The organism is Synechococcus sp. WC10meta (genome assembly GCF_047461475.1).
This window is the reverse complement of record NZ_JANSHF010000001.1, coordinates 195,955-211,349: the sequence shown is the minus strand read 5'-3', so window position 1 is coordinate 211,349 and position 15,395 is coordinate 195,955. Positions and strand designations below refer to the sequence as shown.

Below are 15,395 nucleotides of genomic sequence, written 5' to 3'. Positions count from 1 at the left end.
ATGTCCTCCGATGTCTGTCCTCCTCCCCCTCTCTCGGCTGAAGCAGCGGCTCAGTTGGCAGCTGCTCCCCCCGTTTTCACTACAGACCAAATCCTGGAGATTCTGCCCCACCGCTATCCCTTTTTGCTGGTGGACCGCGTGGTGGAGTATCTCCCAGGGCAACGGGCAGTGGGCCTCAAAAACGTCACCTTCAATGAGCCTTTTTTCCAGGGACATTTTCCCAACCGCCCCATTATGCCCGGTGTCCTCATTGTTGAGGCCATGGCTCAGGTGGGAGGGATCGTCCTGACCAAGCTGCCGGATGCAGCCGGGCGCCTAGCTCTTTTTGCCGGCATCGATGGGGTACGCTTTCGCCGCCCCGTCCTGCCTGGAGATCAACTGCTGCTGTCAGCTGACCTGCTCACCATCCGGCAAAAGCGCATCGGCAAGATGTTCTGCCGGGCTCAGGTGGGGGGGCAATTGGTTACTGAAGGCGAGCTGATGTTTTCCTTGGTGGACTAGTAACCTGTAGGAAAGCCTCACCGCGCCCCTCCAAACCATGCTGCCTGTACGTCCCCGGGAAACGGTTTCCATGTTAACCCGCGATGGGATCCAACTGGACGCGGATATCTATCGCCCGGAGGGGGAAGGGAGCTATCCGGTTTTGCTCATGCGGCAGCCCTATGGCCGGGCCATTGCTTCGACAGTGGTGTACGCCCATCCGCGCTGGTACGCAGCCCATGGCTATATTGTGGTCATCCAGGATGTGCGTGGGCGAGGCACTTCCAAAGGCTCCTTCTACCCCTTCCGCCACGAAGTTGAAGATGGGTTCGACGCCGTCAGCTGGGCGGCTGCTTTGCCAGGGAGCAACGGCGTGGTGGGTATGTACGGCTTTTCTTACCAGGGCATGACCCAGCTGTATGCCGCCTCCGCCCGTCCCAGCGCTTTGAAAACCATCTGCCCAGCGATGCTGCCCTACGACCTTTACGCGGATGCCGCCTACCCCGGGGGAGCCTTTGCCTTCTACAACAACCTCAGTTGGGCCCTGCAACTGGAAGCCGAGGGAGCACACCGGCGGGGAGATGCCAGTGCCTATCAGGCCCTCTTCAAGGCGTCGCGCAACCTGCCCCTCCACGACCCTATCCCCCTCAAGCCGGGCGTGCTGCAGCAATATGCGCCCCAGTCCTATTACTTCGACTGGCTGGATCACAGCGAGCCGGACGACTACTGGCGCCAGCTCTCCCCTCGGCTGGAGGCGGTGGACCTGCCAATGCTGCACATTGCCGGCTGGTTTGACAGCTACCTGAGTGGCAGCCTACGCCTCTACAAGGAGATGAGTGCCCGCAGCCAGAACCCCCAATACCTGGTTGTCGGGCCGTGGGCCCACCTCCCTTGGGGGCGCAGGGTGGGAGCGCTGGATTTTGGCCCTGAGGCCGTCAGCCCCATCGATCGGCTGCAGGTGCGCTGGTTTGACCAGTTCCTCAAAGGCAAGGACACAGGGATCCTCCAAGAGCCGCCGGTGCGCCTGTTCGAGATGGGCTCCAACCGCTGGCGCAGCCTTGAGGCCTGGCCCAACCCTGAGCCAAAAGCTCTTTACCTGCACAGCACTGGTCTAGCTGCCCTTTCCGAACTCGAGGGATCCCTCCGCCCGGAGCCCCCGCCGAGGCAGCAGTCGGATACTTTTGTTCACGATCCCTGGCGACCGGTACCGGCCCTGGGGGGTCACCTGGTTTACCCTGCCGGGCCCCAAGAGCGCTCTGCTGTTGACTGCCGCACCGATGTTCTTACCTACACCACTCCCCCCCTAGAAACCGACCTCCTCCTGGCGGGGGACATCACGGCAGAGCTCTACGTCGAGGCGGACAGCCCCAGCTTTGATCTCTGCGCCGTGCTCTCGGTAGTGAGGCCGGATGGCCAGGTGTATAACTTTTCCCAGGGCTACCGCCGTCTGCGGGATCCCCAGCCCAATGTCCCCATTGGGATCCCCTGTCAGCCGACCTGTATCCGCATTCCCCGTGGCCACGCCCTACGCCTTAGCCTAAGCGCAGCCTGTTTCCCTGCCTACCCCGTTAACCCAGGTACAGGCCAGCGGGAGGAGCGGCAAATGGAAGGCCGCGTTCTCACCCTGACTCTTCACAGCGGCGGCAACACGCCTTCGCGGCTAATCTTGCCCATTCTTGAGGAATAGTGCGGCTTTGCAATCTCTGCTTAACAAACGAAAATCAAACGCTAGGATGAGACCAGGTGGGCAAAAGAGCGCCATGTTGCAGGACCCAAAGCTAATCCGGCACTATCAAGCTCTAACCGATGCGCTGGTGGACAGTTGGCATCGCGGCTATCAGCGCATTGACGAGCTACGGCTGCTGGTGGACGGCTACCTGCTGGCCTTGCGAACTGGCAAGCAATTAGAGCCCTTTGAGATCTACCGCCTCGAAGATGAGGTCAACCGCTTCCTCTACGATCCCTCCAACTTCAGGGAGCCAGAACCGGAGCGGGAGACGGAGAGAACGCGGGGTTACTAACTTATCGACCAGTGGGCTGAGACCAGTCCTATGGCAGTCTGGGATACCCTGGCCACTTCCCGGCGCCCAGCTCTATTGGGATCTGGCCTCGGCCTGGGAATAGCCCTGACCCTCTGGTACGGGGCGTTTGGCTACCACGTACTGCAAATTGGGATCTGGCTGCTGAGCATTTTGCTGGTGGGGCTGTATGTGGCCCAGTTTCCCCCGGCTCAGCCCCCTTGGGATCCGACGCGGCTGCGCTGGCGCCAGGAGCTGCTGCACCTGGGGCTGTTGGCGTTGGTTTTTGCTCCCCTCTACCTCTACGACCTGGCCAACATCCCTTTTCAAATCAACACCGACGAGATTGTCATCACCTCCATGGCTCGTCGGGCTTCCGGGGTGCGCTACCCCGATCTCTTTGGGTTGATGCCAGAGTACTTCTATTTCCCCCGCTTTATGTTTAGCCTCTTTGGCGGCCTGACGCGGCTGATGGGAGGAGTCACCCTGGTCAATGTGCGCACGGTGCATGCCGCCTTTGGGGTGATTACTATTCTGGTGGCCTACGGGTTTTTTCGGTCGTTCTGGAACTCCCGGCTGGCCTTGGCAGGAGCGGCCCTTCTGGGATCCAACCACGCCTTGTTAGGCATTAGCCGCATGGCCATGCGGGAAAACCTGATTGTGCTGGTGGAGTGTGCAGCTCTGGCCCTGATCTTGAAGGGCGTGCGGGAAAAAAATCCCCTGCTTTTGTATTTGGGGGGAGGGGCAGCGGCTTTCTCCCTCTACGGCTATTTGCCAGGGCGCGTGGTGATCCTGTTGGGACTCCTGTTTGGCGTTCTGTACTTGCTCTTGGGGCGGGAGGATCTGCAGGCCAACCCCGTTTGGACCCTAGCCAAGCTGACAGTGCCGGCAGCGCTGGGATTTTTTCTGGTGGCCGCGCCCATTCTGGTAGCCACCGCCACTGCCCCCCCAGAAAGCGCCGAGTATGCCCGCCAGCAATTTCTCTTTTTCCCCGAGGGGCGGGCGCTGCAGCAAATGTGGGTGAACGCGGCTACGCCGGCAGAGGGGGTGTGGCGCAACATCCGCAATGGCCTGAGCATGTTCAACGACCCCAGCCAGCACGACCGGGGCTATATCTATCCCAACTACGGCCATGCCTTTGTGGATCCCTTGACAGGGATCTTGATTTGGCTAGGGCTGGGATCTGGGCTCTACCGCGTCCTCAGGGGGCGCAGCCAGCCGCACGACTGGCTCTGTATTGGCAGTTTCCTGTTTCTTTACCTGCTCTTTAGCCTGGCTATCACCAAAGCCCCCAACTATACCCGCCTGCTCGTGATCCTGCCCTTTGTAGCCTACCTAACCCTGGAAGGGATCCAGACGCTGGCCGCTCCCCTGGAACGTTGGGGATCCACCGTAACAGCAGTAGCGATGGCGGGCACCATCCTCCTCATTGGAGGCTGGAACTTGGCCATTTGGGGCGACTTTGTCCACAAGGGCTGGACGCAGGGCAACGACGTGGGAGCCACCGGGCGCTACGTGGCCGCTCGACAGAGGGATCCCAACCACCGCTTCTATTTGGCTGCTAGCGCCGCCTACCCCTATTTCAGTTGGGGAGAGCCTGCCTACTGGCAAAGTTGGATTCAATTTTTTGCCAGGCAAGAACAAGAGGTGAAGGTTTTTCCCCCCGAGACGTTGCTTAGCCAAGACCTAGAGCCGCCGTTTACCCTGTTTATGAACGAGGGGGTATGGGAGCAGCAAGGGGCAGCGCTGCGGCGACGCTTTCCCAAGGGTCAGCTGCATCGGATCCCAGCAGAGCGAGGGCTGTGGGCCTTTGAGGTGGCGGATCCTTAAGACTATGGCTGCTCTTGCCTGTCTTCTGAAGGCGTCACCTTCTCGGGGCTGGGCCTAGGAAGGGATCCCTGCGGAGGAGCCTGGCTTGGCAATCCAGTAGCCGCACTGGTGCTCCCCGTTAACTTGCCAGCTGAGGCGCTCCACCCGACAATCGGGCAGAGCGGCGGCAAACATCTCCAGCTCATGGCCGCAGACGCTGGGAAAACGCTGGGCAATCTGGGCAATGGCGCAATGGTGCTCCACCAGGACGTACTGCTCGACATACTGCTCAGAGCCTTCTGCTGGCCTGGGGGCAGCCAGGTGGTTGGGATAGGGGTAGTACTCGGCCATGTAGCCTTCTGCCTGGCGCAACTGTACCAGGCGCTCTAGCCGCTCGGCCAGGGATCCGGATCCCATCTGGGCTTGGTACTCCTGGGCTTTGCGTTGCCACTGCTGCTGGAGCAGGGATCCCATCTGTTCGGCTCCCAAGGTTTCGGCCAGCGTGTTGAGCAGGCCCAGGGCAAACTCGTCGTAGCGGGCAGGGAACTGCGCTTCCCCCTGGGGGCTAAGCTGATAGAAGTGCTGGGGACGGCCAAGGCCGCTGGGTTGAGCGACATGGCGGATCAGTCCCTCCGCCTCCAGATCCTTGAGGTGGCGGCGAATGGCCTGGGGAGAAATGCCCAAGTGCTCTGCTAGGGTTTGGGCAGTAGCCTGTCCTGCCTTGCGCAGGTAGATCAAAATAGCCTGCTTACTGGAAGTAGGCTGGGTAGCCTGGCCGGCGATCCTACGTGCTCGGTTCACCGTTGTCCTCCTGCCTATTTTGACAACGGGATCATTGCTAAAGTAACTTGAGGATTAGTTAAGCAACAACTATGTTGTTTTAGTTGGCCGTCTGTTCTTGCGCGCTTCTAATCCCTACTTGAGAGCCACCCATGTCTAAGAGCGTCCGCGCCCTGGTTAACCAGCCCTACAAGTACGGCTTTGTTACCGACATCCCTTCAGAATCCATCGGCAAGGGCCTAAACGAGGACATCATTCGCCAAATCTGGGCCAAGAAGGGGGAGCCGGACTTCATGCTGGAGTTCCGGCTGCGGGCCTACCGCCAGTGGCTGAAGATGAGCGAGCCCACTTGGCCAAACGTGACCTACCCCCCCATTGACTACCAAAACATCGTCTACTACTCGGCCCCCAAGGTGCGGGAGAAGAAGAAGAGCCTGGACGAAGTGGATCCAGTGCTGCTGGAGACTTTTGAAAAATTGGGGATCCCGCTGTCTGAACAGAAGCGACTGGCCAATGTAGCGGTGGACGCCATTTTCGACAGCGTCTCGGTGGCCACCACCTTCCGGGAAAAGCTGGCCAAGGAAGGGATCATCTTCTGCTCCATGTCGGAGGCGCTGCGGGAGTATCCCGAGCTGGTGCGTAAGTACTTGGGCACGGTGGTGCCTATCGCCGACAACTACTACGCGGCGCTGAACTCGGCGGTATTTAGCGACGGCTCCTTTGTCTATGTGCCCAAGGGGGTGCGCTGCCCCATGGAGCTCTCGACCTATTTCCGTATCAACAACAGCGAGTCGGGCCAGTTCGAGCGCACCTTGATCATTGCCGACGAGGGATCCTACGTCAGCTACCTGGAGGGCTGCACAGCCCCCATGTTCGACACCAACCAACTGCACGCGGCGGTGGTGGAACTAATTGCCCTGGACAACGCCGAAATCAAGTACTCGACGGTGCAGAACTGGTATGCCGGCGACGAAAACGGCAGGGGCGGCATCTACAACTTTGTTACCAAGCGCGGCCTCTGCCAGGGGGCCAACTCTAAGATCTCCTGGACGCAGGTGGAGACTGGCTCCGCCATCACCTGGAAGTATCCAAGCTGTGTGTTGGTGGGGGAAAACTCGGTGGGCGAGTTTTACTCAGTGGCCCTGACCAACCACTACCAGCAGGCCGATACCGGCACCAAGATGATCCACATAGGCCGCAACACCCGCAGCCGAATTATCTCCAAAGGGATCTCGGCGGGGCATTCCAAAAACAGCTACCGCGGCTTGGTGAAAATTGGGCCGAAGGCAGAGGGCGCCCGCAACTTTTCCCAGTGTGATTCCCTGCTGATTGGGGATCAGTGCAGCGCCAACACCTTCCCCTACATCGAAGTGCAAAACAACACCGCCAAAGTGGAGCACGAAGCCTCAACCTCTAAGATTGGAGAAGAGCAGTTGTTTTACTTCCAGTCGCGCGGCATCTCTGCAGAGGATGCTGTGTCTATGATCATCAGCGGCTTCTGCCGGGAGGTGTTTAACCAACTGCCCATGGAGTTTGCCGTCGAGGCCGATCGCTTGCTGAGCTTGAAGCTAGAGGGATCCGTTGGCTAGATCCCCAGCAAGCTGAATTGGCCATTGCCGGCTTACTTTAGCTAGCTGCGCGATCCCAGGGTGAACGCTCGTCTGGAGGTCATTCAAGAGCAACCGCTGAGATGATCCGGGAAAACAGCCCTGTCATTTTATCTGTCCGCGATCTCACCGCTGAGATCGACGGCACCCCTATCCTCAAGGGGGTAAACCTGGAAGTTCGGGCTGGCGAGATCCACGCCATCATGGGGCCAAATGGCTCTGGGAAAAGCACCTTCTCCAAGATCCTGGCCGGCCACCCGGACTACCGGGTAACCGGGGGTGAGATCCTCTATTTGGGCAAGGATCTCTTGGCCATGGAACCGGAGGAGCGGGCCTGGGCTGGGATCTTTTTGGCCTTTCAATACCCCATCGAGATTCCAGGGGTAAGCAACTTGGATTTTCTGCGGGCTGCCTACAACGCCCGGCAGAAATACCGGGATCAGCCGGAAATGGATCCCCTCGAGTTTGACGACTTCGTGCGCCAAAAGCTGGAGCTGGTCAAAATGGATCCGGCTTTTTTGGAGCGCCCCGTCAACGAGGGGTTTTCTGGCGGCGAGAAAAAGCGCAACGAGATCCTGCAGATGGCCGTGCTGGAGCCGACCCTGGCCATTTTGGACGAGACGGACTCTGGCCTCGACATCGACGCGCTGCGCATCGTTGCCCAGGGCATCAACCAGCTAGCTGGCCCCGAGAAGGCCATACTCCTCATTACCCACTACCAGCGCCTGCTGGAGTATGTGACCCCTGACTGTGTGCATGTGATGGAAGGGGGGCGCATTGTCCTTAGCGGGGACAAGAGCTTGGCGCTGGAGCTGGAAAAGCGGGGCTACGACTGGCTTAGGGAGGAGGTGGGATGAGCGCTGCGGTGCCCAAGTCGTCGGTTGGAGAAAGCGACGCTGCCAGTTTTGGCCGCTCCTTTCTAGAGCACATTCTTAGCCAAATCCCGGAGGTGGAGGACTCCCACGCCACCCTGCGACAGCAGGCCCGCGCCCAACTGGCGGAACTGGGGATCCCCACTCCGCGCGAAGAGGACTGGAAATACAGCGACCTCTCGCCGCTAGTGGCCCACGCCTTTCGCTTGGCCGGCCCTGGGGAGGGGGATGTGAACCGGGCCACTCTGGAGCCCTGGCTGTGGTCGGAAAGCCGCCACAGCTATGCCGTCTTTGTCAACGGCTACTTCGCTCCCCACCTTTCTGACTTGAGCGGCCTGCCGTCGGCGCTGCGCCTTGCTCCCCTCAGCCAGGCTGCCTCTGGAGGGTTGCAAACCATCGCCAAGGTCGATGTCTTCAGCGCCCTCAACACCGCCCACCTAGGCGGCGGGATCCAGATTGAGCTCTTGCCCCACGAGAAGGTTTTGCCGCCCTTGCACCTACTTTGGATAACCGTGGCCCCTGAAGGAGAGGCGGTTTTGGCCCAGCCCCGCTGCCTGCTGACTTTGCCAGCCTACAGCTCCCTCACCCTAATTGAAGACCACCTTTCCTGGGGCTCGGGGATCCCCTTCAGCAACGCGGTTACCGAGATTGCCCTGGAAGAAGGATCCCGCCTGCACCACATCCTCCTCCAGCGGCAGGGATCCCAGGCCTTTCACATCAACCAAACCGCCGTGCGCCAGGGCCGCTACAGCCACTACCGGCTGCAGGCCCTCCAGTGGGGATCCCAGTTTTCCCGCCACAACCTGGAGCTGGCCCAGGTGGAGCCCCAGGCCCACACCCACCTGCAGGGGCTGACCCTGTTGAAGGGATCCCAGCACAGCGACACCCACTCCCGCCTGCGGCATCAGGCCCCCCAGGGCAGCAGCCGCCAACTGCACAAGTGCATTGTCGACGAGACAGCCCGTGCCGTCTTCAGCGGGCGCATTCTGGTCAGCCGAGAAGCCCAACTGACCGACGCGGCCCAAACCAACCGCAACCTCCTCTTAAGCCCCAAGGCGCGAGTGGATACCCGGCCCCACCTGGAGATCTTCGCCGACAACGTCAAATGCACCCACGGAGCCACCGTGGGCCAACTGGAGGCGGAAGAGATCTTCTACCTGCAAAGCCGCGGCATTCCCTTGGCCCAAGCCCGCCAACTGCTCACCTATGCCTTTGCCGCCGAGATCCTAGAGGGGATCCCTGTGGCTCAACTTCCCTCCCTAGTAGCCCAGCAGTTGGCGCACGGCTAATTTCCGGAAAAGATGAGCACTTGCCGCTAGCTGAGGCTTTCTTCTTCCGGCTGTCTTGCCAAGCCATTTGGGCAAAACAAATCCCCTCTCTCTGCTGCTTTATCCAGAGCCAGAACACCCGTTAAAGGCCCAATTGAGAAGAGCCTTTCTCCCCTAGAGTAAACACGACCTGGAGCGGAGCTGCAAGCTTTTGGTTGCAGAAGTACTTCAGGAGGTTATGATCCTAGAGAGGGCTTTAGGGTATTAGAAAATGTCGGATATACCACCACAACCTCTAACCGGGAAGGCTCTCTTGCAGAAGATAGAGGCTTTGGGGCACCTTTCGCGCCGGGAAACGGCAAAGCGCTGTGGCTATGTAACCGTGACCAAGAACAACAAGCTCCGCGTCAACTTAAACGCTTTTTACGATGCGGTGCTGGCAGCAAAAGGTCTCAGCCTCGGCCCAAGTAGCCGTGAAAAGCGCGGTCGCGAGCCCTCCTTTCGCGTCAGCGTTCACAAAAATGGGCAGATCATCATCGGGTCTGCCTACACCAAGCAGATGAATCTCAAGCCTGGCGATGAGTTTGAGATCCACCTAGGCTACAAGCACATTCACCTCAAGCAGGTGTTAAACGGCCAGGTCATGGAAGACTCAGCCTCAGGAGAAGCTGCCCCCAAAAAGACGCGGGGCCGCCGGAAAAAAGCAGCAGGAGGTTGAAAGCCTTCTGAGGAGAGGGACTCCAGTTGAGCAACTGTTGCAGCAGGGCTTTTTTGCCTCTTCGCCCTCTTTAAGAGGGGATCCAAAGCCTAGGTTCACCAAGCGTGCCAACCCTAGATTTGAGGATCCCTATGCCGCAGACGGTTCAACCTCCCCTCCAGTTTCTGCCGCCACGATTGACGCCTTGGGTGGTTCGTTTTGTCCAAACCGGCTTGCCTTTTTGGTTGCGCTGGACCAAAGGGATCCCGCGCGTCGAGGTGGAGGGAGGGGAGCGCTTGGCTCAGCTTTATCAGCAATTTGAAGCAGGCAAGATTCGCTTGTTGGTAGCCTTTCGCCACCCCACCCTCGATGACCCTCCCTGTCTGCTGTACCTGTTTGCTCACCTTTTGCCTCAGGTGGCCCGGCAACAGGGGATCCGGCTGCGGCAGCGGCCCCACGTCCTGTTTGTCTACGACCGCGGCCTGCCACTGTGGCTGGGGGCCATTGCCAGTTGGGGCTTGCCCCGGCTGGGCGGGATCCCCATTCTGCGGGGCCGTCTGGATCGGGCAGGGCTGAAGAGTTCCCGCGAGCAGCTAGTCTCGGGCCCCTATCCATTGGCCGTGGCACCCGAGGGGACCATCAACGGCATGAGTGGGCTGCTCAACCCCCTGGAACCGGGAGTGGCCCAGTTGAGCTTTTGGGCAGTGGAAGATCTGCTCAAGGCGGGGCGGCCAGAGGAAGTGCTGATCCTACCGGTGGGCCTCTGCTACCAGTACTTGAGGGATCCCCGGGCAGCCCTCGACAGGTTGCTCCGCCGCATGGAGGCCAACTGCCACCTGCCAACCGGGCGCTCAGCCCATGTCGGCAAAGAATCTCTCATGGCCCGCTTGCTCCGCTTGGCTGAACACCTCATTCAGACCCTGGAGAACTTCTACGAGCGCTTCTATGCCCCCACTTTGCCTGCGGCAACTTGGGCCAAGCGGGGAGAAGGAGGGGATCTGCGGACACGTCTGCAAAGCTTATTGGATCTGGCTTTGCGCGTGGCTGAGCAGCGCTTTGGCTTGCAACCTCAGGGAGACCTCATCGAGCGGCGACATCGCCTTGAGCAGGCAGGCTGGTCTTGGATCTACCGGGAAGATATTCCCGATGTTGCTGCCCTCTCTGCAGTAGAAAAAAGCCTAGCCAATCGCATTGCCTCGGAGGCCACTTTCCACCTTTGGCACATGCGCTTGGTGGAGACCCTAATGGTATTTGCCGTCCGCCCTCTGCCTGAGCGGCCTAGCCTAGAGGAACTGGCCGAAACCGCCCTGCGGCTGTGGAACCTCCTGGCTTGGATCAAAGGCCAGAATCCCTTGGTTGCTCCTCCTCAGCTGGGGCCGCGGCTAGCCCGTTTCCGCATCGGGGATCCCCTCTCCGTCTCAGAGCGCTGGCCCACCTACCAGGCCAACCGCCGGCAAGCTATCCAAGCTCTGACCCAGGATCTGCAGGCAGCAATGGAGCGGCTACTGCCCTCTCCTGTGGCCATCCCTGCGGGCTAACCCAAGCGAGCGTCCAAGAAGTTTTTTTAAGGCATTCTGGACAAACAAGACAAATCTTTGCATTAGGAGAAGGGAAGCTTCTGGCTCTTGCGGTAGAAAGATAGCAAAAAGGATCAGAGGGGTTGGCCTTCGTCGATGTCTGAAGAGCTGCTCCGCGCCATTCGCAAACGCGACCTCGAGGCCGCTACACTGGCTGTCCAGCAGCTGCGTTCCCAATGGCGTCTCAGTGAGGCAGCAATTACCTCGATGGTGATGGTGGCCGTGGAGCGGTTAGCTTGGGATGAAGGCGATCGGGCCGCCGCCAGGTGGCTGTTACGCTGCTGCTCCCGACGACGGCGCTAGAAGCCTAAACCCTCGCTGCCGGCAGTAACCAGGCCTCTCTCCGCGTCCAAAGTAACAATAGCTCCGTCGCGGATGAGGCGCGTGGCATCTTTAACCCCCACCACCACCGGCACTCCCAGTCGCAGAGCAATTACGGCTGCGTGGGAGGAGACGCCGTCCTCTTCAGTAATGACTCCAGCCGCCTGCTTGATCGCCTCTACATAGCTAGCATCAGTGGCGCGGGCAACCAGGATATCGCCAGGGGTAATCTTGCTGGCCTCAAGGCCAGATCGGAGGATACGGGCAGGGCCGCTGACGGTGCCTTTGCCAAACCCTCTGCCTCTAGCCACCACCGCCTTCACCACTTCTACCTTGATAAGGTCAGTGGAGCCGGAAATGCCCGGCAGGGTGCCGGCAGTGAGCACCACCAAATCCCCGTCCTTGAGCAGGCCTTCTTCCTGGGCTACGTTAATGGCGGCTTGAAGGGTCTGGCGGCTGGTAGGCAAATCCAGAACCAACAGCGGGCGTACCCCCCACACCAACTGCAGCTGCCGCGCCACCTCCACATGGGGTGTTACGGCCAGGATGGGAGTGCGCGGGCGAAACCGCGAGACATTGCGGGCTGTGGCTCCGGTTTTGGTTAGGGTCATCACGGCTACCGCGTCCAGCTCCTCGGCAATTTCCCCCACGGCGCGGCTAATGGAATCGGCTATCAGGGCTTTGGGACGCAGCGAATTATCCTCGGCACAGCTACCCCTAGTCTGGCTCAACTCTTGCCGGGCAAGAGCGCGCAGGTGGTGGCGGCGATCCGCGTAGAGGGGATTAAAGTAGTCCTGTTCGATGCGCAGGGCAATGCGGGCCATGGTGGCCACCGCCTCGACAGGATACTTGCCCACCGCCGTCTCATTGGAGAGCATAACGGCATCGGTGCCGTCCAAAATGGCATTGGCTACATCCGAGATCTCAGCGCGGGTGGGGCGAGGGCTATGGGCCATGCTGTCCAGCATCTGGGTAGCGGTGATGACCGGGATCCCCAGGCAGTTGGCCATGGCGATGATCCGCTTCTGCAAGATCGGCACCTCTTCTGCCGGCAGCTCCACGCCCAGATCTCCCCGCGCCACCATCACCCCGTCGCTAAGAGCCAGGATCTGGGGCAGTTGCTGGATAGCCTCGTGTTTTTCAATCTTGACGATGATGGGAACTCGCTTGCCAGCGGCAGCCATCAGTTCCCGCAGCTCCAGAACATCCGAGGGATCGCGGACAAAGCTGAGGGCCACCCAGTCGACCCCTTGGTTGAGGCCGAAGTAGAGGTCTTCTTTGTCTTTTTCGGTAACGGCGCGGATGCTGAGGCGCACGCCGGGGAAGTTCACTCCCTTGTTGTCGGAGAGGGTGCCGCCGACAATGGTGCGGCAGAAGAGCTCGCCCGCTGCCGGATCCACCGCCTCCACGCGCATCTCCACTCGACCGTCATCCAGAAGGATGGTTGCTCCTTCCGGCACCTCTTGGGCCAGCCTGTCGTAGGTAACCCAACTGCGCTCCTGCGTTCCCAAAATGGGTTTGCTGGTGAGGACAAACGGATCCCCGCTCTTGAGGGTAATCGGGCCTTCGGCAAACTTGCCCAAGCGGATTTTTGGCCCCTGCAGGTCTTGCAAAATGGCAACCTGGATCCCCAGATCCATCGCCGTTTGGCGGATGAGGCGGATGTTGCGGCGGTGGAGATCGTGATCTCCATGGGAAAAGTTCAGGCGAAGGGTAGTTGCCCCTTGCAGGATCATTTCCCTGAGAATGGCTGGATCAGAGCTGGCGGGGCCAAGGGTAGCCACAATCTTGGTGCGTCGAAAAGACTCGCTTAAGTGCATGGCAATCTTTCCCAGGGAGAGCAGATCAAGATTGTTCCCCCACGCAGGGATCTCCTTGATACGATAGCCCGTAGTGTCTTTTTTGAGACCTTGCTTTCTAAGATTCCCAGTCCAGGAAAATGGGCTGAGCGCAGCTTCAAGTTTGGGTTGGGAGTGAAGCCATGCCGATAGCTTCTGAATACGCCTTTCCCTTTGAGCACCACCAAAAGTTTTCCCTGGATAACCCCACCATCTCTAGCCCTGGCGTCTCCAAACGGGAATACGTGGCTAGCAGGCTATTGCAAGGTATCCTGAGCAACTCCCAGACCCCTGTTGGCAACTTGTCTCCTGAGCAGCGCCAGGCCCTAGTCTATACGGCGGTGATGCTGGCAGACGAGCTGTTAGCCGCCCTTGGTGCCCAGTAGGCTTAGGCCCACCCTCGCCACAGCCCACTGAAGGCAAGGGTAAGCAACCCAGAACAGCGCTGGTTGCACCCGCCAGCCTCTTAGCCACCTCTAGAACTCGTAGCCAAATAGGCGCGGATCCGCCGGCTGCAAGTTGAGATCGGCCAGGCCGTATTCCGCCCAGCGGCGATCCACCAGGCGGGCCACTTCCGGATCCGGAGCCAGCGGCTGCCGCCAGGGGGTGTCCGTTTCCGGCGGGATCTTGGTAGTGGCGTCGATCCCCATTTTGCCCCCAAGGCCCCGCTTTTCGGTGGCAAAGTCCAAGGCGTCGAAGGGATTGTCCGGCAAGATGAACACATCCCGCTGCGGATCCACCCGCGAGCACAGACACCAGAGCACCTGCCGCGGATCCCGCACGTTGATGTCCTTATCCACCACGATCACAAACTTGGTGTAGCTAAATTGAGGCAAGGCGCTCCAAAAAGCTAGGGCCGCCCGCCGCGCTTGGCCGGGGTAGGCCTTGTCAATGGACAAAATGGCCACCTTGTAGCCCAGGCCCTCCATCGGCAAAAAGAAGTCCACGATCTCCGGCACCTGCTGCCTAAGGATGGGGGTGTAGATGCGGTTTAGGGCCAGGGCCATCACGTCGTTTTCCTTGGGGGGCTTGCCGCTAAAGGTAGTGAGGTAAATGGGATCGCGACGGTGGGTGAGGCAGTGGAAGCGAATTAAAGGAGCCTGCTCGTTGCGAGGGCCGTAGTAGCCAATGTGATCCCCAGCGGGACCGTCGGGGGCCACCTCCCCTGGGGTTATGGTGCCTTCCAAGACAATCTCGGCGTGGGCCGGCACTTCCAGATCCACCGTTTTGCAGCGGGCTAGGGGCAATCCCTCTCCGGTGTAGAGACCGGCAAACAGCCACTCGGAGAGATCCACCGGCAAGGGCGTGGCCGCCGCCAGGATTACGGCAGGATCTACCCCGATGGCCACTGCCACTTCCAGCTTCTGGCCCAGGGCCGCCGCCTTGCGCAGATGCCGAGTTGCTCCCCGCACCGACAGCCACTGCACCGTCATGGTATTGCGGCTTTGCAGTTGCAGGCGGTACACCCCCACATTGGGAATGCCATTTTCCGGATCTTTGGTAACCATCAGACCCAAGGTCAGCACCCGCCCAGCGTCGCCGGGATAGACCCGCAACAGGGGCAGTTGCGTGAGATCCACCGCCTCATCGCGCAGCACCACTTGCTGGCAAGGAGGAAGTAGCTCCCGGCTGGGTCGAGCTTTGAAGACGCGGAACAGCGCCTGTCCCAGCTCCACCGCCTGGGCAAAGTCTTTTGGCGGGCGCGGCTGGTAGAGCAAGGCCAGCTTCTTTCCCAGCTCCTCCAACTCTTGCGGCCGCTCCATCCCCAGCGCCCAGCAGATGCGCTCCACTGTGCCCAGGGCGTTGATGAGCAGGGGCATGGAGGATCCCTTGACCCGCTCAAACAGCAGCGCCGGGCCACCGCAGGCCAAGAGGCGATCGGCAATTTCGGCAATTTCCAGCTCGGGATCCACCTCGGCGGTCACGCGGCGGAGCTGGCCACGGGATTCTAGGAGGGCAATGAAGCGGCGCAGATCTCTGGGCATGAAGGGAGCACTTGCAGAAGCTGAGGATCAATCGGCCCCTGCAGAGCAGGCCGGATGTCTTCCTCCAAGGGCAGTACTGCTGTGCTCTCGATCTTGGCCTCTCTTGTAGGCAGGAGTCCACTCTCCTGGCTTTACGGCCAACT

14 protein-coding genes are annotated in these 15,395 nt (G+C 60.1%); 11 read left to right on the top strand and 3 right to left on the bottom strand.

Going from position 1 to position 15,395, the window contains the following annotated elements; genetic code table 11:
- The 4 genes from fabZ (at nucleotide 1) to NW804_RS01130 (ending at nucleotide 4,328) form a co-directional block, all read left to right on the top strand.
- The gene (gene fabZ / locus NW804_RS01145; RefSeq protein ID WP_414394140.1) at nucleotides 1–501 is read left to right on the top strand and encodes a 3-hydroxyacyl-ACP dehydratase FabZ; all 501 of its coding nucleotides are present in this window, start codon (nucleotides 1–3) and stop codon (nucleotides 499–501) included.
- Between the two features lie 70 nt (nucleotides 502–571).
- Nucleotides 572–2,167, top strand: coding sequence for a CocE/NonD family hydrolase (locus NW804_RS01140; RefSeq protein WP_414422647.1), 1,596 nt, complete (start codon nucleotides 572–574; stop codon nucleotides 2,165–2,167).
- Nucleotides 2,168–2,240: 73 nt separating this feature from the next.
- On the top strand, nucleotides 2,241–2,501 hold the full coding sequence (locus NW804_RS01135; RefSeq protein WP_414404856.1) for a DUF6761 family protein: 261 nt from the start codon (nucleotides 2,241–2,243) through the stop codon (nucleotides 2,499–2,501).
- Nucleotides 2,502–2,531: 30 nt separating this feature from the next.
- Entirely contained in the window at nucleotides 2,532–4,328 is a 1,797-nt protein-coding gene (locus tag NW804_RS01130) for a hypothetical protein (protein ID WP_414410279.1), read from the top strand.
- 54 nt (nucleotides 4,329–4,382) lie between these two features.
- Here the strand turns inward: NW804_RS01130 and sufR are convergent, their stop codons facing one another.
- Entirely contained in the window at nucleotides 4,383–5,108 is a 726-nt protein-coding gene (gene sufR / locus NW804_RS01125) for an iron-sulfur cluster biosynthesis transcriptional regulator SufR (RefSeq protein WP_414394150.1), read from the bottom strand.
- A gap of 131 nt (nucleotides 5,109–5,239) precedes the next feature.
- On the opposite strand from sufR, the gene sufB reads away from it, so the two are divergent.
- The 6 genes from sufB (at nucleotide 5,240) to NW804_RS01095 (ending at nucleotide 11,411) form a co-directional block, all read left to right on the top strand.
- Entirely contained in the window at nucleotides 5,240–6,676 is a 1,437-nt protein-coding gene (gene sufB / locus NW804_RS01120) for a Fe-S cluster assembly protein SufB (RefSeq protein WP_414420507.1), read from the top strand.
- 101 nt (nucleotides 6,677–6,777) lie between these two features.
- Complete coding sequence (gene sufC / locus NW804_RS01115) at nucleotides 6,778–7,551, top strand: Fe-S cluster assembly ATPase SufC (RefSeq protein ID WP_414422646.1); 774 nt, start codon at nucleotides 6,778–6,780, stop codon at nucleotides 7,549–7,551.
- Nucleotides 7,548–8,855, top strand: coding sequence for a Fe-S cluster assembly protein SufD (gene sufD, locus NW804_RS01110; RefSeq protein ID WP_414422645.1), 1,308 nt, complete (start codon nucleotides 7,548–7,550; stop codon nucleotides 8,853–8,855). Before sufC ends, sufD begins: the two co-directional genes overlap by 4 nt.
- 250 nt (nucleotides 8,856–9,105) lie before the next feature.
- Nucleotides 9,106–9,552 carry an AbrB family transcriptional regulator gene (locus tag NW804_RS01105; RefSeq protein WP_414410284.1) on the top strand — a complete coding sequence of 149 codons (447 nt, stop codon included), beginning with the start codon at nucleotides 9,106–9,108 and terminating at the stop codon, nucleotides 9,550–9,552.
- Nucleotides 9,553–9,683: 131 nt separating this feature from the next.
- On the top strand, nucleotides 9,684–11,069 hold the full coding sequence (locus tag NW804_RS01100; protein ID WP_414422644.1) for a 1-acyl-sn-glycerol-3-phosphate acyltransferase: 1,386 nt from the start codon (nucleotides 9,684–9,686) through the stop codon (nucleotides 11,067–11,069).
- Between the two features lie 135 nt (nucleotides 11,070–11,204).
- Nucleotides 11,205–11,411 carry a hypothetical protein gene (locus NW804_RS01095; RefSeq protein ID WP_414410286.1) on the top strand — a complete coding sequence of 69 codons (207 nt, stop codon included), beginning with the start codon at nucleotides 11,205–11,207 and terminating at the stop codon, nucleotides 11,409–11,411.
- Here the strand turns inward: NW804_RS01095 and pyk are convergent.
- Nucleotides 11,408–13,249 carry a pyruvate kinase gene (gene pyk / locus NW804_RS01090; protein WP_414422643.1) on the bottom strand — a complete coding sequence of 614 codons (1,842 nt, stop codon included), beginning with the start codon at nucleotides 13,247–13,249 and terminating at the stop codon, nucleotides 11,408–11,410. The genes NW804_RS01095 and pyk overlap by 4 nt on opposite strands.
- A gap of 161 nt (nucleotides 13,250–13,410) precedes the next feature.
- On the opposite strand from pyk, the gene NW804_RS01085 reads away from it, so the two are divergent.
- Entirely contained in the window at nucleotides 13,411–13,653 is a 243-nt protein-coding gene (locus NW804_RS01085; protein ID WP_414394164.1) for a hypothetical protein, read from the top strand.
- Between the two features lie 90 nt (nucleotides 13,654–13,743).
- On the opposite strand, the gene NW804_RS01080 is transcribed toward NW804_RS01085, so the two are convergent.
- Complete coding sequence (locus NW804_RS01080) at nucleotides 13,744–15,252, bottom strand: UbiD family decarboxylase (RefSeq protein ID WP_414422642.1); 1,509 nt, start codon at nucleotides 15,250–15,252, stop codon at nucleotides 13,744–13,746.
- Nucleotides 15,253–15,395: the final 143 nt, after the last annotated feature.